This window comes from Aliihoeflea sp., assembly GCF_052435475.1.
Lineage (GTDB): Bacteria > Pseudomonadota > Alphaproteobacteria > Rhizobiales > Rhizobiaceae > Aliihoeflea.
In genome coordinates this window covers 210,050-232,906 of sequence record NZ_JBQVMV010000003.1, presented here as the reverse complement: position 1 = coordinate 232,906, position 22,857 = coordinate 210,050, and the positions used below count along the sequence as shown (strand labels likewise).

21 protein-coding genes are annotated in these 22,857 nt (G+C 64.8%); 3 read left to right on the top strand and 18 right to left on the bottom strand.

Annotated elements, in window-relative coordinates; all coding sequences use genetic code 11:
- Nucleotides 1-2: 2 nt before the first annotated feature.
- Genes ACT6QU_RS06590 through ACT6QU_RS06530 form a run of 13 tightly spaced genes read right to left on the bottom strand, consistent with a single transcriptional unit; the run spans nt 3 to nt 13,889 of the window.
- Nucleotides 3-1,394 carry an FAD-dependent oxidoreductase gene (locus ACT6QU_RS06590; protein WP_444563316.1) on the bottom strand — a complete coding sequence of 464 codons (1,392 nt, stop codon included), beginning with the start codon at nt 1,392-1,394 and terminating at the stop codon, nt 3-5.
- The gene (locus tag ACT6QU_RS06585; protein WP_444563317.1) at nt 1,391-2,005 is read right to left on the bottom strand and encodes a cysteine hydrolase family protein; all 615 of its coding nucleotides are present in this window, start codon (nt 2,003-2,005) and stop codon (nt 1,391-1,393) included. The genes ACT6QU_RS06590 and ACT6QU_RS06585 overlap by 4 nt, the downstream gene beginning before the upstream one ends.
- Nucleotides 2,005-4,059 (bottom strand): hydantoinase/oxoprolinase family protein, encoded by a 2,055-nt coding sequence (locus tag ACT6QU_RS06580; protein WP_444563318.1) that lies wholly within the window; start codon nt 4,057-4,059, stop codon nt 2,005-2,007. Before ACT6QU_RS06580 ends, ACT6QU_RS06585 begins: the two co-directional genes overlap by 1 nt.
- Nucleotides 4,056-5,747, bottom strand: coding sequence for a hydantoinase B/oxoprolinase family protein (locus ACT6QU_RS06575; RefSeq protein ID WP_444563319.1), 1,692 nt, complete (start codon nt 5,745-5,747; stop codon nt 4,056-4,058). Before ACT6QU_RS06575 ends, ACT6QU_RS06580 begins: the two co-directional genes overlap by 4 nt.
- Nucleotides 5,740-6,618, bottom strand: coding sequence for an isocitrate lyase/PEP mutase family protein (locus tag ACT6QU_RS06570; protein ID WP_444563320.1), 879 nt, complete (start codon nt 6,616-6,618; stop codon nt 5,740-5,742). The genes ACT6QU_RS06575 and ACT6QU_RS06570 overlap by 8 nt, the downstream gene beginning before the upstream one ends.
- Nucleotides 6,615-7,118, bottom strand: coding sequence for a LeuD/DmdB family oxidoreductase small subunit (locus ACT6QU_RS06565; protein WP_444563321.1), 504 nt, complete (start codon nt 7,116-7,118; stop codon nt 6,615-6,617). The genes ACT6QU_RS06570 and ACT6QU_RS06565 overlap by 4 nt, the downstream gene beginning before the upstream one ends.
- Nucleotides 7,115-8,392 carry a 3-isopropylmalate dehydratase large subunit gene (locus ACT6QU_RS06560; protein ID WP_444563322.1) on the bottom strand — a complete coding sequence of 426 codons (1,278 nt, stop codon included), beginning with the start codon at nt 8,390-8,392 and terminating at the stop codon, nt 7,115-7,117. The genes ACT6QU_RS06565 and ACT6QU_RS06560 overlap by 4 nt, the downstream gene beginning before the upstream one ends.
- 2 nt (nt 8,393-8,394) lie before the next feature.
- Complete coding sequence (locus tag ACT6QU_RS06555) at nt 8,395-9,096, bottom strand: ABC transporter ATP-binding protein (protein WP_444563431.1); 702 nt, start codon at nt 9,094-9,096, stop codon at nt 8,395-8,397.
- An 11-nt stretch (nt 9,097-9,107) separates the two neighbouring features.
- Nucleotides 9,108-9,857, bottom strand: a complete 750-nt coding sequence (locus ACT6QU_RS06550; protein WP_444563323.1) for an ABC transporter ATP-binding protein — start codon at nt 9,855-9,857, stop codon at nt 9,108-9,110.
- Nucleotides 9,850-10,827, bottom strand: coding sequence for a branched-chain amino acid ABC transporter permease (locus tag ACT6QU_RS06545; protein WP_444563324.1), 978 nt, complete (start codon nt 10,825-10,827; stop codon nt 9,850-9,852). The genes ACT6QU_RS06550 and ACT6QU_RS06545 overlap by 8 nt, the downstream gene beginning before the upstream one ends.
- A 9-nt stretch (nt 10,828-10,836) precedes the next feature.
- Nucleotides 10,837-11,709 carry a branched-chain amino acid ABC transporter permease gene (locus ACT6QU_RS06540; protein WP_444563325.1) on the bottom strand — a complete coding sequence of 291 codons (873 nt, stop codon included), beginning with the start codon at nt 11,707-11,709 and terminating at the stop codon, nt 10,837-10,839.
- A 60-nt stretch (nt 11,710-11,769) separates the two neighbouring features.
- Nucleotides 11,770-12,990 (bottom strand): ABC transporter substrate-binding protein, encoded by a 1,221-nt coding sequence (locus tag ACT6QU_RS06535; RefSeq protein ID WP_444563326.1) that lies wholly within the window; start codon nt 12,988-12,990, stop codon nt 11,770-11,772.
- Nucleotides 12,991-13,019: 29 nt separating this feature from the next.
- On the bottom strand, nt 13,020-13,889 hold the full coding sequence (locus ACT6QU_RS06530) for a GntR family transcriptional regulator (RefSeq protein ID WP_444563327.1): 870 nt from the start codon (nt 13,887-13,889) through the stop codon (nt 13,020-13,022).
- A 114-nt stretch (nt 13,890-14,003) separates the two neighbouring features.
- On the opposite strand from ACT6QU_RS06530, the gene ACT6QU_RS06525 reads away from it, so the two are divergent.
- The 3 genes from ACT6QU_RS06525 (at nt 14,004) to ACT6QU_RS06515 (ending at nt 17,910) form a co-directional block, all read left to right on the top strand.
- Nucleotides 14,004-14,579 carry a tautomerase family protein gene (locus tag ACT6QU_RS06525; protein ID WP_444563328.1) on the top strand — a complete coding sequence of 192 codons (576 nt, stop codon included), beginning with the start codon at nt 14,004-14,006 and terminating at the stop codon, nt 14,577-14,579.
- Nucleotides 14,580-14,747: 168 nt separating this feature from the next.
- Nucleotides 14,748-15,770: a TAXI family TRAP transporter solute-binding subunit gene (locus ACT6QU_RS06520; protein ID WP_444563329.1), complete on the top strand. Its 1,023-nt coding sequence runs from the start codon at nt 14,748-14,750 to the stop codon at nt 15,768-15,770.
- A 97-nt stretch (nt 15,771-15,867) separates the two neighbouring features.
- On the top strand, nt 15,868-17,910 hold the full coding sequence (locus ACT6QU_RS06515; RefSeq protein WP_444563330.1) for a TRAP transporter permease: 2,043 nt from the start codon (nt 15,868-15,870) through the stop codon (nt 17,908-17,910).
- Between the two features lie 10 nt (nt 17,911-17,920).
- Here ACT6QU_RS06515 and rfbD read toward each other — a convergent pair whose 3' ends face one another.
- From rfbD to ACT6QU_RS06490, 5 genes are all read right to left on the bottom strand, one after another.
- Nucleotides 17,921-18,802 carry a dTDP-4-dehydrorhamnose reductase gene (gene rfbD, locus ACT6QU_RS06510; RefSeq protein ID WP_444563432.1) on the bottom strand — a complete coding sequence of 294 codons (882 nt, stop codon included), beginning with the start codon at nt 18,800-18,802 and terminating at the stop codon, nt 17,921-17,923.
- 7 nt (nt 18,803-18,809) lie between these two features.
- Nucleotides 18,810-19,868, bottom strand: coding sequence for a dTDP-glucose 4,6-dehydratase (gene rfbB / locus ACT6QU_RS06505; protein ID WP_444836569.1), 1,059 nt, complete (start codon nt 19,866-19,868; stop codon nt 18,810-18,812).
- Nucleotides 19,865-20,467: a dTDP-4-dehydrorhamnose 3,5-epimerase gene (gene rfbC / locus ACT6QU_RS06500; protein WP_444563332.1), complete on the bottom strand. Its 603-nt coding sequence runs from the start codon at nt 20,465-20,467 to the stop codon at nt 19,865-19,867. Before rfbC ends, rfbB begins: the two co-directional genes overlap by 4 nt.
- Nucleotides 20,460-21,338: a glucose-1-phosphate thymidylyltransferase RfbA gene (gene rfbA, locus ACT6QU_RS06495; protein WP_444563333.1), complete on the bottom strand. Its 879-nt coding sequence runs from the start codon at nt 21,336-21,338 to the stop codon at nt 20,460-20,462. The genes rfbC and rfbA overlap by 8 nt, the downstream gene beginning before the upstream one ends.
- 126 nt (nt 21,339-21,464) lie before the next feature.
- Complete coding sequence (locus ACT6QU_RS06490; protein WP_444563334.1) at nt 21,465-22,835, bottom strand: aspartate aminotransferase family protein; 1,371 nt, start codon at nt 22,833-22,835, stop codon at nt 21,465-21,467.
- Nucleotides 22,836-22,857 lie beyond the last annotated feature (22 nt).

Here is a 22,857-nt window from a genome sequence, read left to right as displayed (position 1 = left end):
CCCTAGCGGGGGAAAGAGTTGTGCCCCGCAATATAGCCGAGCGCGATGGCCGTGAGCAGGCCGTTGCCCGAAAGATACCCCGACACATCGGGTCCCGAAACGCCGCATGCGGCTCCGCCGCCGGCGAAGAGGTTGGGAAACGCCCGGCCCGAGTTGGACAGGACATGCGCCTCGCCATCGACCATCAACCCGCCCTGCGTGTGAAAAAGCGCGCCGGTGACCTTCACGGCATGAAGGGGCGCTTTGAGAGCCGGTCTCGCGGTGAAATCGCGACCGAATTCGTCCGCGCCTTCCCCCGCCTGAAGCGCCGCCACCGTGCGCAGCGTGTCGGAGAGCGCGCGCGGGTCGACGTCGATCTGCCGCGCAAGCTCGTCCAGGCTGTCAGCACGGCGGATCGCGCCGGCCTCCATCGCGTCGCGATAGTCGGGAAAGGCCTGGGCGAAATCGTGGATTCGCTGGTCATACACGTTCCAAGCGAAGCGCGATGGCTGAGCCAGAACCTTGACCGCCTGCTCGGAGTATCCCGCATGCTCGTTCGAGAAGCGCTGTCCGGCAGCATTCACCTGGATACCGCCTTCCATCATCAGCGCCCACGAAATCAAGATCTGGTGCGGATGCGCGAGCGAACCGTGGCCCTGATAGCCGGAAAGGTCGCGGATGTCCGCGCCCAGCGCCTGCCCCCACAGCACCGCATCGCCCTGATTTCCGGCATGTCCGTGATATTGCGCACCTTCGAGTTCGGGAATGTGTCGCGCGACGAGGCTGGCATTGCCGCCATAGCCGTTGCAGGCCAGCACGAGCGCCTTGCAGGCAAGGTGCTCCTCGCTGCCGTCCGCTCTGGAAATACGAACGCCGCGGATGCGTTCTTCGTCGGCAAACAATCCGGTGACATGCGTACCCGTCGCTACCATGACGCCAGCAGCCTCGGCCGCCGTCGCCAGCCTTTGAAGCAGCGCCGCGCCGGTCTTTTCGGGCACCGCGTGCATGCGATGGCGGGAATGGCCGGGATAGAGGAAATCGTCGAGCACGATCCATTCGAGCCCGTGGCTGTCTGCGAGCCATTCGAGCGCGGAGCCGATGGTCCCCGATACGGTGGCGACGAGGCCGGGATCGGCGCGGTTCTTCGTCTTCGCCTGGATGTCGCCTGCAAAGCGCTCAGGCGTATCGTCCTCGACCCCGATCGCGCGCTGGAAGCGCGTCGCGGGTGCGGGAATGAAGCCCGATGACATCGAGGTCGACCCGGTTGGCTTCGCGTCACGTTCCAGCACCAGCACGTCCGCTCCCGCCTCGACCGCGCGCAGAGCGGCGACGAGCCCACAGGCGCCGGCCCCGATGATCGCCACATCGACCTCGGCATCAGCCTTCATCGCGGAGACGGGCAGGACGGCGCTCATGCGCCGTCGACCATTGCGATCGCCTCGGCGACGGTGATCGCCTTCGTAAGGGTCGACAGATCGCGGATCGCGTTGTCGTGCGTTTCTTGCGAAAACGCGCCGCATCCATCGGACAGGACGAAGGTGCGAAAATCGCGCACATGCGCGTCGCGAACCGTCGAGGCGACGCCGCCATTGGTAACGATGCCGCAGACGAACAGCGTCTCGATGCCGGCCTTCTTCAGCACGAATTCCATGCGCGACTGGAAGAAGACCGAATAGGCAACCTTTTCGACCACGAAATCGGCCGGCTGAAGCATGTCGACGAGTTGATGTCCCCAGGCGCCCGGCTGGAAGTCGCCCTTCCTGAGGAAGGGGCGCAGTGCTTTCAGATGCGGCGAGATCATCGGCTCGCCGCCGCGCCCCGGCACCAGCGTGAACTGCGAGGAGAGGCTGAAGCCGCCCTTCGCGCGCAGCGCATCGGCAAGCGGCTTCAGCCGCGCGGGCAATTTGGCGATCATTTCCGCCGACTGGCCAGCGCGGCCATAGGCTCCCTTGGGATCGAGAAAATCGTTCTGCAGATCGACGATCAGCAGCGCGGTCTTCGTAACGTCGATCGGTCCCCCCGCCATCATGTCGCCGCCCGCGAAATGACGACATTGCCAAAGCCGTCCACGACGCCCTCGAGACCCGGGTCGACAAAGATCGTCGTGTCGGCCTGCTCGAGGATCGCAGGGCCGGCAATCTTGGCGCCGACGGGAAGAGCGAGACGGTCATAAAGCGGCGTGTAATGCCAGGCGCCCTCGGCATAGAGCTTGCGGCTGCCGGTGAGGCACTCATCGGCCGTCTTGTCGGTGACGGGAGCGAATGCGCCCATGTCGAAGGCAGGACGGCGCCCGACGACCGCGACGCGGTAGTTCATCACGCGCATCGGAATGCCGGCGAGCAGACGACCGAAGGCAGATCGGTAAGCCGCCTCGAACGCATCGCGGATTGCATCGACCGTCAAATCGCCCGCGGGCATGTCGAGCGGGACGGAAACCGTGTGCGTCTGGCCGAGATAGAGCATGTCGAGTTCGAAGATGCGGTCGACGCGCTCGAAGGAGACGCCGGCTGCCTTCAAGAGTTCGGCAGTCTCGTCGCTGACCTTCTTAATCTCCGCGCCGAGCGATGCGGCGTCGAGCCCGTCGAGCAGGCGGTTCACGGTCTGAACGCGATCATGGCGCATGTCCGCGACGACGCAGCCGAGCGCAGATGTGACACCCGGAAAGCGCGGTACGAGCGCTGACTTCAAGCCCACTTCCTTGATCAGTGCGCCGGTGTGGAGAGCACCGCCGCCGCCGAACGGCATGGCCGCGAAGTCGGCGGGATCGTATCCGCGCTCGATCGAGACGAGCCGGATCGCGCCCGCCATCTTGGCATTGGCGATCTTGAGAATCGCCTCGGCTGCTTCCTCGACGGAGAGGCCGAGCGGGCCTGCGACATGGGTCTCGATCGCGCGCCGTGCGGCATCCACGTCGAGCCGCGCGAGCTTGCCGCCGATCGGGCGGTCGGCATTGATGCGGCCGAGCACGACATTGGCGTCGGTGACGGTCGGACGTTCGTTGCCGAGCCCGTAGCAGACGGGACCCGGATCAGAGCCGGCCGATTCCGGACCGACCTGCAGGATGCCGCCATTGTCGATGCCGGCAATCGAGCCGCCGCCAGCGCCGATGGTCGAGATCTCTATCATCGGGGTGCGGACGACGAGGCCGAAATCGATGGCGGTCTGCGCAGCGAGCGCGCTTTGTCCATCTGCGACCAGCGAGACGTCGAAGGACGTGCCGCCCATGTCGCAGGTGATCACGTTCGGGAAGCCCGCCGCCTTGGCGATCGCCTGCGCCGCCATGACGCCGGCAGCGGGACCGGACAACGCCGTGCGGACCGGAAAGCGCTTGGCGGTGTCGATCGCCATCACGCCGCCATTCGACTGGACGATCAGGATGTCGCCGGCAAAGCCGCGCCCTTTCAGCGTCTTTTCCAGACGGTCCAGATAGGACGAGACGACCGGCTGGAGATAGGCGTTGAGCGCCGCCGTCGACAGGCGCTCGAATTCGCGGATCTCCGGCACGATCTCGGTTGCCGCCGTGACATAGCCGTTCGGCCAGATTGCGCGCACGGCCTCGACGGCTTGCCGCTCATTGGCGTCGTTCGCATAGCCATTGACGAAGAAGACGCAGACCGCATCGCAGCCTGCCGCCTCCAGCATCTCGGCCTGCGCGCGGACCTCGTCGTCGTTGACGGCCTCGCGCACCGTGCCGTCGGCGAGCACGCGCTCGCTCACTTCGAGGCGATGCTCGCGGCTGATGACCGGCGTGTACTGCCCCCACAGGCCCCAGGTCGAGGGCCGGTCGCGCCGGCGCATCTCGAGCACGTCGCGAAAGCCCTTGGTCGTGATAATGCCGGTCTTCGCGCCCTTGCGCTCCAGCAGAGCATTGGTGCCGACGGTCGTGCCGTGAACAACCGTCGCGATGTCGGCGAAATCCGCGACGATGCGGGAAATGCCCTCGGCAAAGCCCTTCGACTGGTCACCGCGCGTGGACGGGATCTTGGTCGTCTGGACGGTGTGGTCGATCTGGTCGTAGACGAAGATATCGGTAAAGGTCCCGCCGACATCGACGCCGATCACATAGCGTTTCTCGCTCATGCCGCGGCATCCTTCTTCAAGCCATGGCCGTAGTCACGTTCGGCGGCATCGGCCGAGACGTATCCAAGCGCGATGTCGCGCTCGATCCGTGTCGGGTCGCGCTCGGAAGCCGGGCCGTACCCGCCGCCGCCGGGGGTCTCCAGCCGCACCTTCTGGCCGCGCTTCAGCTTAATGCCGACCATCTTGGAGGCCATCGGCGGGTGGTGCTCCCCGTCGGCCTGCTCATAGGAGAAGCTGTTCAGAACGGAATTGCGGCCACCCGCGACACCCTTCGGCGCAAAGCGGCCGCGCTCGCCGAACAGGAAGACATCGGCGCTCTCTTCCAGAAGTTCGAGCTCGTAGACCGCGCCGAGACCGCCACGACTCTTCCCCGCCCCGCCGGAATCCGGCCGCAGCGCCCATTGCGTGAACATGACCGGATAGGCGGCTTCGAGGATTTCCAGCGGCGGAATGGTCGCGGTCGAAATCGGCGCGTTGCCGTGGTTCAGCCCGTCGCCTTCCGGATGCCCGCCATGGCCGCCGCCGAAGAAGGAGAACATCACCCAGCGCTTCTTGTCGGCTCCGCGATACCCTGCGAGCGACAGTGCGTTGATCGTGCCGTAGGCGCAGCCGTTAGAGCGTTCCGGCGCGATCTTTGCGATCGCCTGGAAGACCACGTCGATCAGCCGCAGAATCGTCTCGGTGTAGCCGCCGACGGGCTTCGGCGCGACGACCGAGAGAAGGCTGTCCTCGGGGATGACGAAATCGACGGGCTCCAGCACGCCGGCATTGGCCGGCACGTCGCCGAAGACATGCTTCAGCGCGACGTAGCAGGCGGCGATCGTCGTTGCGCGCGAGATGTTGACCGGCCCGGCGCAGGCGAGCGAGGAGCGGGAGAAGTCCATGACCATGCGGCCATTCTCGATCGTCAGATCGAGCGCGATGGTCAGCGGCTCGTCGACGATGCCATCATTGTCGAGATAGTCCTCGGCCGACACGGTGCCCTGCGGCAGCTTGTCGATCTCGGCGCGCATCAGCATCGCAGCGCGGGCCTTCAGTTCGTCGAGTGCGCCCGACACCGTCTCGTCGCCGTAGTCGGACAGAAGTTCGGTCATCCGCTTGACGCCGAGGTCGAGCGCGTTGATCTGGCCGTTCAGATCGCCGAAGAGCGAGTTCGGCAGGCGCGAGTTGGACGACAGGATGTCGATCACGTCCTGACGCAATTCGCCCCGATCGAAGAGCTTGACCGGCGGGATGAGCATGCCTTCCTGAAAGCTCTCGGTTGCAACCGGATTGTAGTTGCCCGGCACATTGCCGCCGACATCATGCCAGTGACCGACCGAAGCGAGGTAGCAGAACACCTCGCCATTGCGGAAAAGCGGGCGCACGAGACGGAAGTCCGACAGATGCGTGCCGCCGGCATAGGGATCGTTGAATATCCACACGTCGCCGTCCTTCGGGCCGCCGCTCTTGGCCGCCTTCTCGATCACGGCCTTCACCGCAAACGCCATGACACCGACGAAGATCGGCAGGCCGGACTTGCCCTGCACCAGCGTGTCGCCGGTCTTCGCATCGTAGATGCCGTGCGAGGCGTCATGCGCCTCGGCGATGATCGGGTTGAACGCGGAGCGGAACAGGGTCGCGTCCATCTCGTCGGCGATCTGCTCTAACCGGCCTTTCAGGATCGCCAGAAGGACGGGATCAATCATGGGTGAACCTCTTTTCGTCATAGGCGTTTCCGGCTTCGAGCAAGTCGTCGGTGCCGACGACATCGTTGATGCCGGCAAAATCGTACATCTGGTCGCGGAACGGCGCGTTGGAGCCGGATTTCAGCAGGCTGTCGAAATAGGCGCGGCTGATCTTGGCGACCGCGCGGGTCAGCCCGCCGGGGAAGATCACCAGCGAAAAGCCAAGCGCCTCGAGATCCGTCGCCGTCATCGGCGGCGTCTTGCCGCCTTCCACCATATTCGCCATCAGCGGCACGCGCTCGCCAAGGGTGGCGACGATCTGCTTCATCTCGTCCAGCGAGCGCGGGGCCTCGACGAACACCATGTCCGCGCCGGCCTCGGCATAGGCAGCGGCCCGGTAGAGAGCAGCCTCGAACCCCTCGACGCCGATGGCATCGGTACGGGCGACGACGACGAAGTCATCAGCCGCCCGAGCATCAGTCGCGGCCTTGATCTTGCCCATCATCTCGCCGGTGGAGATCAGCGACTTGCCGTTCAAATGCCCGCAACGCTTGGGCATGGTCTGATCTTCGAGCTGGATTGCCGCAGCGCCCATGCGCTCGAACATGCGCACCGTGCGCTGCACGTTGAGCGCGTTGCCGAAGCCTGTGTCGCCATCGACAATCAGCGGTAGTGCGACGCGGTCGCAGATGACGGCGACCGCGTCGGCGACCTCGCTCATCGAGACGAGGCCGATATCGGGGCGGCCGAAGCGCGTATAAGCGAGCGAGGCGCCGGACAGGTAGATCGATTCCGCGCCGGCCTGCTCTGCGATCAGCGCCGAAAGGCCGTCATAGACACCGGGTGCGACGATTATGCCTTCGTCGCCGAGGCGCGCTTTCAGGCGCTTCATTGTTGTTCTCCTCGGTTCATGCGCTCGCGCGCGAAGCGTTTTTCGAGATGCGGCACCAATCCGCCATCGGCGATCATCTCGATCAGAAAATCAGGCAAAGGCTCTAGTTCGATCGTCCCGCTTACGGTCGTTAGCCGGCTGTTGCGAACGTCCAGTTCTACGTCGTCGCCAGCCTCTATGCCGCCGATCTCGTCGCCGCCGACAAAGGCCGGCAGGCCGAGATTGATGGCGTTGCGCTGGAAGATGCCGGCAAAGGATCGCGCGACGATGCCGGCGACGCCCAGATGCTTGAGCGCCTGCGCGGCCTGCTCGCGCGACGAGCCCATACCGAAATTTTTGCCTGCAACGATGACGTCGCCCGGCTTCACCGACGATGCGAAGTCGGGATCGACGGCTTCGAGGCAGTGCTGCGCCAGCACCTCGATTCCGCCGCCCATATATTGGCCGGGGGCGAGCGCGTCGGTGTCGATGTCGTTGCCGAAGACGAAGGCCCGGTTCATGCCGCGTCCCCGAATTCGCGGGGGTCCGCGATGCGGCCGGCGATGGCGGAGGCTGCGACCGTGTATGGCGAGCCGAGATAGACCATCGAGGACTTCGCGCCCATGCGGCCCTTGAAGTTGCGCGCGGTGGTGGAGATGCAGGTCACGTCCTCGCCGAGCCGCGCCGACCCATAGCCGGCGCAGATGCCGCAAGCGTTCGGCAGCACCCTGGCGCCGGCATCCTCCAGCACCTTCATGATGCCGTCTCGCTCCGCGCGCTCCTGGTCACGCTTTGACGAGGGCGCGACGAGGAGTTCGACGCCTTTGGCCAATGTGTGGCCACGGATGATGTCGGCGGCGGCTTTCAGGTCGACATATTTCGCGCCGGTGCACGCGCCGATATAGGCGACGTCGATGCCGGTCGGCTCGTAGTCGGATATGCCTGCGGAATTCGCTGGCGAATGCGGCGCGGCGACCTGCGGTTCCAGCGTCGAGGCGTCGAAGCGATGCGTTTCGGCAACCGTCGCGCCTTCGTCGCTCTGCCAGTCTGCCGCGTCCGGCAAATCGGTCGCGCCATGCTCGGCGAGCCAGCGCATCGTCATCTCGTCGGGCGCGATCAGGCCGGCTTGTGCGCCAAGTTCGGCGGCCATGTTCGACATAGTCATGCGCTCCTGCATCGGCAGCGCGCGGACCGTTTCGCCGGCATATTCGATCGCCTGATAGCGCCCGCCATCCATGCCGAGCTTGCAGCACATGGCAAGGATCATGTCCTTCGCCATCAGCCGTTCGCCGAGCGTTCCCGACCATTCGATGCGGATGGTCTCGGGCACTTTCAGCCAGATTTCGCCGGTTGCGAGCACGCCTGCCATCTCGGTCGCGCCGACGCCGAACATGTAGGCGCCGAACGCGCCGCCGGTCGGCGAATGGCTGTCGCCGCCGACGACGAGCATTCCGGGCTTCAGATGCCCCCGCTCGGGTAGGACGACATGGCAGATGCCCTCGCCGTCATAGAAGGACACGCCCTTTTCCTGCGCCCAAGCCCGCGTCAGAGCAAGGATCGCCGCGCCCTCCTCCGTGTCGCCGGGCACATAGTGGTCGGAAATCAGCACAACCTTGCTCGTATCGAACAGCCCGACACCGAGCCGTTTCAGGATCGGCTCGACCCGGCGCGGGCCGCCGGAATCGTGGATCATCGCGAGGTCGACCTTCGTCGTCACCACCTCGCCCGGGGTGACCGCCTTGCGGCCGGCAGCGCGGGCGATGATCTTCTCGGCAAGGGTCATCGGGCGGGACATGGTCATATCCCCAGATAGGAACGCTGGAGGTTCGGATCGTCCATCAGCGTCGCAGCGGGGCCGGAGAGGCTGATCGCGCCATTTTCCAGCACGTAGCCGGTGGTCGCGATCTCCAGCGACTGCGCAACGTTCTGCTCGACCAGCAGGATCGTCAGGCCCTCGGCGTTCAGGCGCTTGATGAGGTTGAACATTTCCTCGACCAGCAGGGGTGACAGGCCCAGCGACGGCTCGTCGAGGATCAGCAATTCCGGCTCCGCCATCATGCCGCGCCCGATCGCCAGCATCTGCTGCTCGCCGCCGGACAGCGTCCCGGCCTTCTGCTCGAAACGCTCCTTCAGGCGCGGGAAGATCGCGACGATCTTGTCGATATTGGCGTCACGATTGTTCTTCGCGCGGCGATAGGAACCGAGGATCAGGTTCTCCTTCACCGTCATACTCGGGAAGATCAATCGGCCTTCCGGCACGAGGCTCATGCCCGCATCGACGACGCCTGGAGCATCGACGCCCGTCATGTCTCTGCCCTTGAAGGACACGCTGCCCGCCCATGGACGCAGGAGGCCCGACAACACCGAATTGAACGTCGTCTTGCCGACGCCGTTCGAGCCCAGGAGCGCGACGATCTCGCCGCGCCTAATGGTCAGGTCGACGCCGCGCAGCACTTCGACGGCGCCGTAGCCGGCGCGCAGGCCGGAGACTTCGAGAATGGCTTCACCGCTCATGCCTGCACCTGTGGCGTTTGCGCTTTCAGGCGGGCGGCCATTCCCGGCCCGAGATACGCCTCGATGACGGCCTGGTCGTTCGCGACAGCGCGCGGCTCGCCTTCGGCGATCAGCCGGCCCTGATTGAGCACGAAGGTGTATTCCGACAGGCTCATGACGGCCTGCATGACATGCTCGATGAGCAGGATCGTGACGCCGCTGTCGCGCACCGCCCGGATCACCGGAATGACGTCGCGGATTTCGCTTGGATTGAGACCGGCCAGCACCTCGTCGAAGAGGACGAGCTTGGGGTCGGTCGCCAAAGCGCGCGCGACTTCGAGGCGTTTGCGCCCCGCCACCGTCAGATCGGCGGCGTCCTGGTCGAGCCGATCGCCAAGGCCGACCTTCTCTGCCACTTCCCGCGCCCGGTCGAGCGCATCGCGGCGCGAGGCGTGGCGCAGATGCGCGCCGACGGCGATATTCTCGCGCACGGTCTGGCCGGCGAAGGGCTGCACGATCTGGAAGGTGCGAACCATGCCGGCGCGGGCGATATCACTCGGCTTGACGCCCAGAATGTCGTTGCCGGCAAACTTTACCGTGCCGCTGTCGGGCTTGTGGAAGCCGGTCACGAGCGCGAAGAACGTCGTCTTGCCCGCACCGTTCGGCCCGATCAGCGAGACTAGGCTGCCTTCCGCGATCTTCATCGACACGTTGTCGACCGCCTTCAGCCCGCCGAAGGATTTGGAGATGCCGCTGACTTCAAGCATTGGCCGGCCTCCGCTTCGAAAATACCCGTCGCGCGACCGAGAAAATGCTGATCAGCCCGCGCGGCAGGAACATGACGATGACGATCAGAAGCACGCCGTAGATCGCCAGCGCGACGCCGGGCACGTCGCCAATATTGTGACGCGTGACTTCGGACAGCGTGTGGATGACGGCGGCGCCAATCAGTGGACCGAACAGCGTCCCCATGCCGCCGATGATCGGCACCAGCAGCGACTCGATCGAGATCGCCGAGCCGTAGGCGATCAGCGGGTCGAGATAGAGATAGAACTGCGCGTAGAAGACGCCCGCGAGCCCGGAGAAAAAGCCGGAGAGCGCGACCGCGCCCATCTTGGTCTTGAACACGTCGACGCCCAATGCACGCGCTGCATCCTCATTGTCGCGCACGGCCATCAGCCAGGCGCCGAAGCGCGAGCGACCGAGCCACCAGACGGTGAGGAAGCAGGCAAGGCACAGCGTCCAGATCAGCCAGAAATAACCGCGATTGTCGGCGAACTGCATGTTGGCGATGTCGCGATCGAGCGGGATCAGAATGCCGACGCCGCCACCGGTGAAGCCGACCGAGTTCGACAGGATGCGCAGCACTTCTGCGAAGGCGAGCGTCACCAGCGCGAAATAGGAGCCGCGCAGGCCGTAGCGGAACGAGGCGAAGCCGACGAAGAGCGCGACTGCCATGGCGAGCAGTCCGCCGGCGACCATGCCCAGCCACGGATTGATGCCGAACTGGATCTGAAGCACCGCCACCGTATAGGCGCCGGTGCCGAAGAAGGCCGCGTGGCCGAACGAGAACTGCCCGCCATAGCCGCCGAGGATGTTCCACGCCTGGCCGAGCAGCGCGATGTAGAGGATCGCGATCACCGTGTTCAGCGTCGATGGCGAGACGATCCAGAATGGACAGGTTGCGATCAGGCCGAAAATGACGAGAAGCGCGACGAGTTGCTTGGTGTTGATCATCAGCCAGCCTCAGACCTTGTGGCCCAGAAGTCCCGTCGGGCGGAACATCAGGATCAGGATGAAGATGGCGAAGATGCCGAACTGGCCGAGACTGTCGCCCAGGAACAGGCCGCCCATGGCTTCGACCACGCCGATCACCAGCCCGCCGATCATCGCGCCGACGAAGGAGCCCATGCCGCCGAGCACGACCGTGGTGAAGGCGATCAGCACGAAGCCGTAGCCGACCTGTGGGTTGACGTAGTAGCTCGGCATCAAGAGGCAGGCCGCTACGCCGAGGCAGGCGACGCCGATGCCGAAGCTCATCGCAAAGACGTGGTCGACATTGATGCCGACGAGCCGCGCGCCCTTGCGTTCCTTGGCGAGCGCGCGGATGGCGCGGCCGAGATCAGTCTTCGACATGAAGGCCCAAAGCAGCGCGGCCGTCACCAGCGCGCCGAAAAAGGCGACGACCTTGGCTACGGGAACGAATGCACCGGCAAACTCGACCACCTCGAAGGAATAGGGCGTCTCGATGGTTCGCGTGTCGGAGCGGAATAAATAGAGCGCCATGTTCTCGATGATGATCGACAGGCCGAGCGTGACGAGCAGGATGTTCTCGTCGCGGCCATGGCTGGCGCGGCCGATGATGCCGCGCTGGAGCGCGTAGCCGATCGCGAACATGGCCGGCGGCACGATCAAAAGCGCCACATAGGGATCGATGCCGAACAGGCGGTTCAGGAAGAAGACGCCATAAAGCGCCATCATCAGCATCGCGCCATGGGCGAAATTGATGATGTGCAGGACACCGTAGATCAGCGTCAGGCCGAGCGCGACGAGCGCATAAAGCGCGCCCGTCGTCAGCCCGTTGATCAGCGATGGTATCAGGATGACCGGATCGATCATGTCACAACCTGTGATGCGGCGCGGAGCCCTGCCCCGCGCCCGTTTCGTTCAGGCGGAAGGTCAGGCCGGGACCGGGAAGATCACCTCGGCGGAGGCGAACTCTTCCGGCAGGACCACCTGGATCTCCCCGCCCTGCACCTGCGTATTGACCGCCTGCGCCCCAGTGTTCTGGCCGTTCTCGATCTTGGTCGGCCCGTAGGGCATGCCGTGATTGTCCCAGGTCGAGGCGTTGAGCGCCTCGATGATGGCCTCGTTCTCGGTCGAACCCGCGCGTTCGATCGCATCGGCGAGGAAGGCGACGGCGTTGTAGGCAAGGAAGATCTCGTAAGTGTAGAACAGGCCCTTCTCCTCGGCGGCTGCGCGACGCTGCACCGCGACTTCGGAATTCGGGTCGTACCAGTGGTTGCAGTCCATGATGTTCTCGGCCGCTTCCGGGAATTCCTGGACGAATTGCAGGTTCGAGGCCGCGCCGCCGAGCACCGAATAGATGCCCTTGGCCGCGATGCGCTGCTGGCGCAGCGTGCGGGCGAGGAGCACGTATTCGTTGTAGTAGTTGGCGGGGATGATGAGGTCCGGCTGCAGCGAGCGGAGCTGGAGCGCGATGTTGGTGAAGTCCCGCGTCGGGTTCGCGTGGCGAATGACCTCCAGAACCTCGATGCCGATATTCGGCAGTTCCTTGGCAAGGAGTTCGGCGGTGCCGGTGCCGAACAGCGACTCCTCGTGGATGATGACGGCGGTCTTGGCTTCGCCGCTGGCATTGATCGCCTTCAGCGCCTCGACGGCCGAGCTCGCCACGGAGCCGAAGCCCGGCGCGAAGCGGAACGTGTTTTCGAGGTTGCGCTCCATGATGTTGTCGGCGACGCCGACATCGACGATGTGGGGCGTCATCGTCTTGGCCGCTTCCTGCGAGGTCGCCAGCGAAATCGCCGACGAATAACCCGCGATGATGCCGGTCGCGCCGGCCTCGATCAGGCGGGCAGTCTCGGATGCGCCGAGTTCCGGGCGACCCTGGCTGTCGGCGAGCATCGCTTCCAGCTTGGCGCCGTTCATCGACTGGATGCCGCCGGCGGCATTGATGTCGGCGATGGCCATCTCGGCGCCGACACGGCACTGCGTGCCGGAAAACGAGACGAAGCCGGTCACTGGATGAACCAGGCCGAGACGGATCGCGTCCGGCTCCTGCGCACGCAGGACGGCCGGAAAGCCCGTCACGAGGGCTGCGGTTCCCGCTCCTGCCAGAAACTGCCGGCGTTTGATGGGCGTATGGATAAGCGTCTTCATGTCAGTTCCTCTCTTTTCTTATGATTGGATCACTTGTCGTTCGAACGGCCGGACGGGTCCTGGCCGAGCGATTGCCACTGCATTCCCTCGCGGCGGCGCACGCGTTTCAGGTTCATCTCGAACTGGTACTTGTCGGGCCGGTAGAGCACGCGGATGAACTCGACCGGCCGGTCGTCGACATCGCGGACGATGCGCCTGACGTCGATGAGCGGCGAGCCGGCATGGATCGACAGCGCGCGCGCGATCTCCGGTTCGGCCAGGGTCGCGGAGACGCTCTGGCGCGCATCGGCGACCTTGACGCCGTGACGCTCCATCAGCGTCAGGAGCGGGAAGCTTCCCATCTCGTCACGATCGAAGGACCGTCCGATGTCCTCCGGGACGTAGGTAACCAGATGCGACATCGGTTCGCCGTCCAGCGAGCGCACGCGCACCGTCCGCTGGACGATCGTGCCCTGCTTGACGAGCAAGGCCTCGGCCACCTCGGCCAGAGCCGGGACGTAGTCGAACTCCAGCACCTCGACATCGGTCGCTACGCCCATCAGCGAAATGTTTTCCAGCCAGCCCTCGACCGAGGTCTTGATCGTCGGCGCGGGCGGCGCATCGGAAACGCGCGTTCCGCGACCACGCTCGCGCACCGCAAGCCCGGCATCGGCAAGTTCGTTCAGCGCACGCTTGGCCGTGATGCGCGATACGGCGAAGCGCTCGGCCAGTTCCTGCTCGCCCGGCAGTGCCGCGCCGGGACGCAGTTCACCCGAGAAGATCTGGTTACGCAGGATGATCAGGATCTGGTGGTAGAGCGGCACGCGCGACGTCGGGTCGATCAGCACACGGCGCGGAACGGCCGTGCCCGCCGACTGCGACTTCTGCTCCCGATCCGTATCGCCCGTGAATTCCGCCATGCCCTCTCCCGCTCGACCGAGCTCCGCGACGGCATTGCCGCTGCGTCATTGACTAATGATATAACAATATACCATTATAGCAAGCAACTAAATTCGCCGAAACGGAGCCAGACCATGCCGATCATTCGCGGAACGCTGATCCGGGGCTATGCAGCCGACGTGCGCAGGCGTCTTGCGGAGCGGCTGACCGATGCGGTCGCGGCGACGCTGCACGCACCGCTCGACGCGATCACCGTGGTGTTCGAGGAGGTCGATGCGGACAGCTATATGCGCGGACGCACGCCACGCTCGCCCGGCGCAGCCCTGCGTCCAGCCGGCGATATCGTGCTCGAATTTCTGCGCCTGATGGAAGCGCGCGACCTCGACGGGGCGCGCAGGCATTTGAGCCCGGACTTCGAGATGGTGTTTCCCGGCCCGACTAACGGTACGCGGATGACCCGACTGGAGGACCTGGTCGCCTTTTCCGCGCCGCGCTACCGCTTCGTGCGCAAGACGGTCGACAGCGTGAACGAAAGCCATTCGGGCACGACGACCACTGTGTTCGTTTCTGGCACGCTTCACGGCGAACAGCCGGACGGCACGCCGTTCGCCGATGTCCGGTTCATCGACCGGTTCGAGGTGGAAGCCGAGAAGATCCGCCGGCAGGAGGTCTGGAACGACTTGGCGACGGCGCTTCGACCGGCCACTTGAGAGCGCTGGCACAGGGCGACAAATCGACTGGCGCAGCGGCGCAATTGCCCGCAAATCGGTGGGCTGGCGTCAATGATGGCGAGAATGAGGCTTGCACTCCCACGTTCGAACGGAAACATTGCGGCCCTGGGAACATCCGGGAACGTCTCGGCCAATGAGGAGAGAACCATGAGCCTTTCATTCACCGGGCTTGCGAAAGCCGCAGCCATTCTTTCGATCGCGGGCGGCCTTGCCGCGCTGCCGGCCGTGGCGCAGGACATCCAGTTCTTCCGCATCGCGACCGGCGGTACGGCCGGCACGTATTTTCCGATCGGCGGCCTATTGTCCAACGCCATCTCCAACCCGCCCGGCTCGCGCGCCTGCGAGGAAGGCGGGAGCTGCGGCGCGCCCGGCGTGATCGCGACGGCCCTTGCGTCCAACGGCTCGGTCGCCAACATCAACGGCATTGCCAGCGGCCAGATCGAATCCGGTTTCTCGCAGTCCGACGTCGCCTACTGGGCGCACACGGGGACAGGCGTCTTCGAGGGCAAGGGAGCGCTCGAAAACGTGCGTGCCATCGCCAATCTTTATCCCGAAAGCATCCATCTGGTCGCACGCGCGGATGCCGGCATCGCCTCGGTCGCCGATCTTGCCGGCAAGAAGGTTTCGCTCGACGAGCCGGGTTCGGGAACGCTCGTCGATGCCCGCATCATCCTCGAGGCCTATGGCCTGTCCGAAGACGACGTCGAGGCCGAGTTCCTCAAGCCGAACCAGGCTGCGGACCTCATGCGCGACAACAACATGGACGCCTTCTTCTTCGTCGGTGGCTTCCCGGCCGGTGCGATCACCGAACTGGCGACCAGCCAGGACATCGTCCTCGTTCCGATCGAAGGACCCGAAGCAGACGCGCTGCTCGAAGAATACGGCTTCTTCGCCGAGCACACCATCCCCGGCGGCACCTATGAAGGCGTGCCGGACGACGTCCAGAGCATCAGCGTCGGCGCCCAGTGGGTGACCAGCGCGGAGCAGCCCGACGATCTCATCTACGAGATCACCAAGGCGCTTTGGAACGACAATTCGCGCGCGCTGCTCGACAATGGACACGCCAAGGGCGCGTCGATCGTGAAGGAAACCGCGCTCGAAGGTATCGGCATCCCGCTCCACGCCGGCGCCGAGCGCTTCTACAAGGAAGCCGGCCTGCTTCAGGAATAGCCGGCGCGCCATCGTTGCCGACGACCGCAATGCCCTGCCATTCGCCGAGCTTCGGCGAATGGCATCTTCTTTTCCATGAACCGACGAAACGACGCCGATGACCCAGTCCGCAAGCCAGATCGACCAGCCCGACCTTGCGGAACTGGAGGAGAAGTTCGACCCGGAGGTGCGGTTTCGCCCGCTGGGCCCGGCAGTCGGCTGGCTGGTAGCGGCTCTCCTCTTTACCCTTTCGGTCTTCCACTACTACACGGCCGGCTTCGGCCTCCTGCGCGAGGTCACGCATCGCGGCGTCCACATGGCGTTCGTGATCGGGCTGATCTTTCTCGTCTTCGCAGCGACCCCCACCGGCCAGAAGTCGCTCTACCGATCGTCATTGCTGCGACCGGGCGGCATTCCCCTCATCGACTGGGCATTCGCGCTCGCAGGCGCGGTATCCGTCATGTACGTGCCCTGGATTTTCAACGATCTCGCCTTTCGCGTCGGCAATCCCCTGCCGATCGACGTCGCGATGGGCACCATCCTGATCGTCGTCCTGCTCGAGGCCACGCGGCGCTCGATGGGCTGGCCGCTGCCCGTCATCGCGTGCCTCTTCATGGCCTATGCGCTGTTCGGGCGCAGCGCACCCGGCATTCTGGTCCATCCGGGCACGAGCTGGTCGGGGCTGGTGAACCACCTCTATCTGACCAGCCAAGGCATCTTCGGCCTGCCGGTCGGCGTCGTCGCCACCTATGTCTTTCATTTCGTGCTGTTCGGCGTGCTCGCGACCCGGATGGGCCTAGGCAAGCTGTTCATCGATCTCGCATCGGCCGTCGCCGGGCGCTTCTCGGGCGGGCCGGCCAAGGTTTCCGTCCTGTCGTCTGCACTTCTCGGTTCGATCTCGGGTTCTTCGATCGCCAATACGGTGACGACGGGATCGTTGACCATCCCGGCGATGATCCGCGTCGGCTATCCACGGCACTTCGCTGCCGCCGTCGAGGCCGCGGCCAGCACCGGCGGCCAGATCACGCCGCCCGTCATGGGCGCCGCCGCGTTCCTGATGGTCGAGTTCCTCGGCATTCCCTATACCGACATCCTCATCGCCGCCCTCGTGCCCGCCTTCATGCACTTCTTCGGTGTGTTGATGCAGGTCCATTTCGAAGCGAAACGGCTCGGCCTGCGCGGCCTGACCGCCGACGAACTGCCCCGCGTCTGGCAGGTGCTGCGCCACGATTGGCCGACGGTGATCCCGCTCTTCGTCCTGATCGGCGTTCTGATGAACGGCTACACGCCCTATCTCGCCGCCTTCTGGGGCATCACCGCGTGCATGGTCATCGGCATCGCGAACCCGAAGAACCGCATCACGATCCGAGACATCTTCGACAGCTTCGTCCTCGGCGCGAAATTCGCGCTCGCGGTCGGCGCCGCGGCCGCGACGGTCGGCATGGTGATCGGCGTCGTCACATTGACGGGCGTCAGCTTCAAGGTGTCCTACATCGTCACCTCGACGGCTGCCGCATGGGCCGGCGCCCTTCAGCCCTTCATACCGTTCGAACTGCTCCAGCCGCAGACGCTGACGCTGGTGATCACGCTCGTACTGACGGGGGTCGTGTGCGTGCTCATGGGCTGCGGCATCCCCACGACCGCCAACTACCTGATCATGGTGACCGTGGCCGCGCCGATCCTGGGAATGCTCGGGGTCCAGCCGCTCGTGGCACATTTCTTCGTCTTCTATTACGGCGTTCTCGCCGACATCACGCCGCCCGTCGCCCTCGCCGCCTACGCGGCCGCCGGCATCGCCAACGCCAACCCGTTCCGGGCCGGCAATACGGCCTTCAGGCTGGGCATCGGCAAGGTGCTGATCCCGTTCGTCTTCGTCTTCTCGCCGTCCCTGCTGATCGTCGTCGAAGGCTTTTCGCTCGACGCATTCCTCCTCGCCATTACAGGCGCAGCGCTGGGTATCACCGCCCTGTCGGCGGCGTTTTCGGGCTACCTCATCCAGCCCCTGCGCGCGTTCGAGAGACCGCTGCTCGCGGTCGCGGCGATCCTGATGGTCGCGCCTGAACTGACGACGACGCTGATCGGAGCGGCAGTTCTCTTCGCCGTAGCGCTGATGCAGATCGTCCAGATGCGCATGGCGAGGGTCGGCGCGGGAACGCGCTGAACGAGGATGTTCAGCCTTTGCGTATGGCGTCCATGAAGCGGCGGACGCCATCGCGCCAGTGCGGCAGCTCATGTCCGAACGTCGCGTTGAAGCGGCGATTGTCGAGACGCGAATTCGGCGGCCGCTTCGCGGGGGTCGGATATTGCGCGGTGGCGATCGGCTCCACCGCGGCAAAGGCTCCGCCCGCTTCCCGCGACCGCGCGAACACCTCCTCGGCAAAGCCAGCCCAACTCGTTTCCCCGCCATTCGTCATGTGAAAGACGCCGTGCCAGTCGGCTTGCACGGGCCGCTCGGCGATCGCACCGCAGACCGCGAGAATGCCGGCCGTGATGTCGGGCGCATAGCTCGGCGCCCCCCACTGGTCGGCGACGACGCGGACCACGTCCCGATCCTCGGCCAGACGCAGCATCGTCCGGGCGAAATTGTTGCCCCAAGGGGCATAGACCCAGGACGCGCGCAGGATCACATGTCGGTCGTTGGCGCGTGCGACCGCCGCCTCTCCGGCCAGCTTGGACGCACCATAGACTCCGACCGGACCGGTCGCGTCCGTCTCGACATAGGGTGCGCTCCCTTCGCCGGAAAAGACATAATCCGTCGAGAGATGGATGATCGCCAGTCCCGCTTGAGCCGCCTCCTTCGCAACGTTGCCCGCTCCATCGCGGTTCACCGCGAAGGCGATATCCGGATCGCTCTCGGCCTTGTCGACCGCGGTATAGGCGGCAGGGTTGATGACGATGTCGGGGCGATGGCGCGCGATCGCGGCGCGGATCGAGGCGGCATCGGTGACGTCGAGTTCGGGCCGGCCGGCGCAGACGATTTCGACTTCCCCTGACGCCGCCCGGGCAAGCGCCATAGCAATCTGCCCATCCCTGCCCGTCACGAGAAGCCGCAGCGCCATGTCAGGCGACCTTGCCGAGCCTTTCCCCGGCATAGGAGCGCTCCCGGATCGGCTGCCACCAAGACCTGTTGTCCAGGTACCAGTCGATGGTCCTCGCGATGCCGGTCTCGAACGATTCCTGCGCCCGCCATCCGAGTTCGCGCTCGATCTTTGAGGGGTCGATGGCATAGCGGCGATCGTGGCCCGGGCGATCGGCGACGAACCGGATCAGGTCGCGATAGCTCCTCGCTCCGCCCCGCGGCCGGCGCTGGTCGAGAAGATCGCAGATCGTCTCGACGACCTGAAGATTGGTGCGCTCCGCACGTCCGCCGACATTGTAGCTTTCGCCCGGCCGACCCTTCGTCACCACGAGTTCGAGCGCACGCGCATGGTCTTCCACATAGAGCCAGTCGCGCACGTTGCTGCCTTGCCCGTAGACGGGAATTTCGCACTCGTGCAGCGCGTTCAAGATGACGAGCGGGATGAGCTTTTCGGGAAAGTGGCAAGGACCGTAGTTGTTGGAGCAGTTCGAAAGGACGACCGGGAGGCCGTATGTCACATGCCAGGCGCGGACCAGATGATCGGACGCGGCCTTGGAGGCCGAATAGGGCGATGACGGATCGTAGGGCGTGTCTTCCGTGAAGACGCCGCTCTCGAATGGCAGATCGCCGAAAACCTCGTCGGTCGAAACGTGATGAAAGCGGAACGCATCGCGCCGTTCGCCGGGCAATTCGCGCCAATAGGCCAAGGCCGCGTTCAAGAGCTTGAACGTGCCGACGATGTTGGTCTGGATGAACTCGGCTGGCCCGTCGATCGAGCGGTCGACATGGCTTTCTGCAGCCAGGTGCATGACATGCGTGATCTCTTCGGCCCTCAGGATGTCGAGCACCGCAGCATCGTCGCAGATGTCGGCCTGGTGAAAGCGATAGTGCAGCGACGACGCTGCCGCACCGAGCGAGGCGGGATTGCCGGCATAGGTCAGCTTGTCCAGATTGACGATCCTGACACCCTGTCTTCCGGCCAGGTGGCGAATGACGGCAGAGCCGATGAAGCCCGCACCGCCGGTGACGAGAATGTTCATGCCATCCCCTCCTGCTCGCGTTCGCGAAGGCCGGGCGTCGCTGCCCGGCCGAAAAGCTCGGCTGCCTTGAACGAAGGCGCCGCCTCGTCCTTGGTGGAAAGCTGGAGATCGGCCGCATCGACCGGCCACGCGATCCCGATCTGCGGATCGTCGTAACGAATGCTCCGGTCGCAGGCCGGGACGTAGAGGTCCGTCACCTTGTAGACGACCTCCGTGTCCGGCTCGAGCGTGACGAAGCCGTGGGCAAAGCCGCGCGGGATGAGGATCTGGTTCCATCTGGCGGCAGAAACCTCGAGGCCCACCCAGCGGCCGAAGGTCGGCGACGCCGCGCGGATATCGACCGCGACATCGAAGATGGCGCCTCTGACGACGCGAACCAGCTTGTCCTGCGCATGGGGCGGCAACTGATAGTGCAGCCCGCGCAAAACGCCCCTGGCGGCAGAATAGGAATGATTGTCCTGGACGAAGACGAGATCGATCCCGGCTTCCTGCAGGTGCTGCGAATTGTAGGTTTCAGAAAAGAAGCCGCGCGCATCGCCGAACTTGCGCGGCACGATTTCCAGCACTTCGGGAATGGCGAGCGGGCGCACCTCAAGCACGGACGATATCCTTCAGTCGCCGCAGATAGGCCGCGTATTCGGTCTTGCCGAGCGCATCGGCCCGCTTCATGAGCTGCTCGTCGGTCAGGTAGCCCAGCCCGAAGCCAATCTCCTCGGGGCACATCACCTTGATGCCCTGTCGCTTCTCGATCGTCCGCACGAAGGCGGTGGCTTCGTGCAGGCTGTCATGCGTTCCGGTGTCCAGCCACGCATAGCCGCGGCCGAGCCGCGCAACGTTGAGGTCGCCGCGTGCGAGATAGGCGTTGTTGACGTCGGTGATTTCCAGTTCGCCGCGGGCCGATGGCTTGATGCCGGCCGCGATGTCGAGCACGTCGTTGTCGTAGAAATAGAGCCCGGTCACGGCCCAGTTCGACTTCGGGACGGCGGGCTTTTCCTCGATCGTCTCGGCCATCCCGGATTGGGGATCGAACGAGACGACGCCGTAGCGCTCCGGATCGTCCACCCAATAGGCGAAGACCGTCGCACCTGACGTCCTCGCCCGCGCGTCGCGGCAAAGCTCCGAAAGCCCCGCGCCGTGGAAGATGTTGTCGCCGAGAACGAGGGCGACGGAGTCGGTGCCGACGAAATCCCGCCCGATGATGAAGGCCTCGGCCAGGCCGTTGGGGCTTGGCTGTTCCGCATAGGAGATGTCGACGCCGAACATCGAGCCGTCGCCCAGCAACATCTCGAATGCGGGCCTGTCCCGCGGCGTGCTGATGATGAGAATTTCACGAATTCCCGCAAGCATCAGAACGCCGATGGGATAGTATATCATCGGCTTGTCGTAGACCGGCAGAAGCTGTTTCGACACGGAAATGGTCAGCGGAAACAGCCGCGTGCCGGTGCCACCCGCGAGGACGATACCCTTCAAGACCCCACCCCAAACCCTAGTATTCATTGATCGAATTACATCAATAATACTTCAGGTTTGGGGCCGCAATTATATATATATATAGACCGAATTACCTATATAAGATCAGATCGACGTCAACCGGGGTCAACCGAGCACTTCGCCCACCGCCTCCGCGGTCTTTTGCACGATCTCGTCGGCTTCCGCGCGCGTCAGGCAAAGTGGCGGGGCAAAGCCGAGGATATCGCCCTGCGGCATCGCTCTGGCGATGACGCCGCGCTTGAGCAGAGCGGCCGCGACCGACGGCCCGATCTTTCTCGCCGGATCGGAGAACGAGCGCTTGTCGCGATCCTCGACGAACTCGACCGCGCAAAGCATCCCCTCGCCGCGCACGTCGCCGACATGGGCGTGGTCGCTCACCGCCTTGCGCATTTCGGCGTTCAGATACGCCCCCGTCTCGCCGGCATTCTTCACCAGCCCCAGGCTGTCGATCAGCTTCAGGTTGGCAACGCCCGCCGCCGCCCCGATCGGGTGCGCCGAATAGGTCCAGCCATGGCCGATCGGTCCGTTCTCATCCGTCCCACGTGCCAGCACGTCCCAGACCTTCTGCGAAATGATCGAGCCCGAGAGCGGCGCATAGGCCGAGGTCAATCCCTTGGCGATCGTGATCATGTCGGCCTCGATGCCGTAATGGTCCGAGCCGAACATGGTGCCGAGGCGGCCGAAACCGGTCACGACCTCGTCGGCGATCAGCAGGATGTCGTGCTTGCGCAGCACCGCCTGGATCGCCTCCCAGTAGCCCGCCGGCGGCGGCACGATGCCGCCCGTGCCCAGCACCGGCTCGCCGATGAAGGCGGCGATCGTGTCGGCGCCTTCGCGGGCGATCAGCTTTTCCAGTTCGCCTGCGCAATGCGCAACGAAATCGGCCTCGCTCATGGCCGCATCGGGCCGACGGAAATAATAGGGCGCCTCGGTGTGCAGGATGCGTTCCAGCGGCAGGTCGAACTTGTCGTGGAAGAGCTTCAGCCCAGTCAGCGAGCCCGTCACGAGCCCCGAGCCGTGATAGCCGCGCCAGCGCGAGATGATCTTCTTCTTTTCTGGCCGGCCGAGGATGTTGTTGTAATACCAGACGAGCTTGACGTTGGTCTCGTTCGCATCCGAGCCGCCGAGGCCGAAATAAACTTTCGACATGTTCTTGGGCGCCCGCTCCAGCACCATCTGCGCCAGCGTGATCGAGGCCTCCGTGCCGTGGCCGACATAGGCGTGATAGTAGGCGAGTTCCTTCGCCTGGGCAGCGATCGCCTCGGCGATCTCGGGCCGCCCATAGCCGACATTGACGCAATAGAGCCCGGCGAAGGCGTCGAGCAGACGGTTGCCGTCGCGATCCTCGATATGGACGCCCTTGCCCCCGGTCACGATCCGGTTCGGCGTCTCGCCCCGCTCATGCTGGGCGAGATGGGTCGACGGGTGGAAGAAATGCGCACGGTCCCACTGGTCGAGCATGTCGTTCTTCAGCATCGCTTGGGCTCCTTGAGTTGAG

Coding starts and splice junctions, on each gene's coding strand:
- ACT6QU_RS06515 (WP_444563330.1), top strand. CDS start 15,868: ATGACCCAGTCCGCAAGCCAGATCGACCAGCCCGACCTTGCGGAACTG.
- ACT6QU_RS06585 (WP_444563317.1), bottom strand. CDS start 2,005: ATGGCGGGGGGACCGATCGACGTTACGAAGACCGCGCTGCTGATCGTC.
- ACT6QU_RS06550 (WP_444563323.1), bottom strand. CDS start 9,857: ATGCTTGAAGTCAGCGGCATCTCCAAATCCTTCGGCGGGCTGAAGGCG.
- ACT6QU_RS06520 (WP_444563329.1), top strand. CDS start 14,748: ATGAGCCTTTCATTCACCGGGCTTGCGAAAGCCGCAGCCATTCTTTCG.
- ACT6QU_RS06590 (WP_444563316.1), bottom strand. CDS start 1,394: ATGAGCGCCGTCCTGCCCGTCTCCGCGATGAAGGCTGATGCCGAGGTC.
- ACT6QU_RS06565 (WP_444563321.1), bottom strand. CDS start 7,118: ATGAACCGGGCCTTCGTCTTCGGCAACGACATCGACACCGACGCGCTC.
- ACT6QU_RS06580 (WP_444563318.1), bottom strand. CDS start 4,059: ATGAGCGAGAAACGCTATGTGATCGGCGTCGATGTCGGCGGGACCTTT.
- ACT6QU_RS06525 (WP_444563328.1), top strand. CDS start 14,004: ATGCCGATCATTCGCGGAACGCTGATCCGGGGCTATGCAGCCGACGTG.
- ACT6QU_RS06545 (WP_444563324.1), bottom strand. CDS start 10,827: ATGATCAACACCAAGCAACTCGTCGCGCTTCTCGTCATTTTCGGCCTG.
- ACT6QU_RS06540 (WP_444563325.1), bottom strand. CDS start 11,709: ATGATCGATCCGGTCATCCTGATACCATCGCTGATCAACGGGCTGACG.
- ACT6QU_RS06490 (WP_444563334.1), bottom strand. CDS start 22,835: ATGCTGAAGAACGACATGCTCGACCAGTGGGACCGTGCGCATTTCTTC.
- ACT6QU_RS06530 (WP_444563327.1), bottom strand. CDS start 13,889: ATGGCGGAATTCACGGGCGATACGGATCGGGAGCAGAAGTCGCAGTCG.
- ACT6QU_RS06570 (WP_444563320.1), bottom strand. CDS start 6,618: ATGAAGCGCCTGAAAGCGCGCCTCGGCGACGAAGGCATAATCGTCGCA.
- ACT6QU_RS06575 (WP_444563319.1), bottom strand. CDS start 5,747: ATGATTGATCCCGTCCTTCTGGCGATCCTGAAAGGCCGGTTAGAGCAG.
- ACT6QU_RS06560 (WP_444563322.1), bottom strand. CDS start 8,392: ATGTCCCGCCCGATGACCCTTGCCGAGAAGATCATCGCCCGCGCTGCC.
- ACT6QU_RS06535 (WP_444563326.1), bottom strand. CDS start 12,990: ATGAAGACGCTTATCCATACGCCCATCAAACGCCGGCAGTTTCTGGCA.
- rfbB (WP_444836569.1), bottom strand. CDS start 19,868: ATGAACATTCTCGTCACCGGCGGTGCGGGCTTCATCGGCTCTGCCGTC.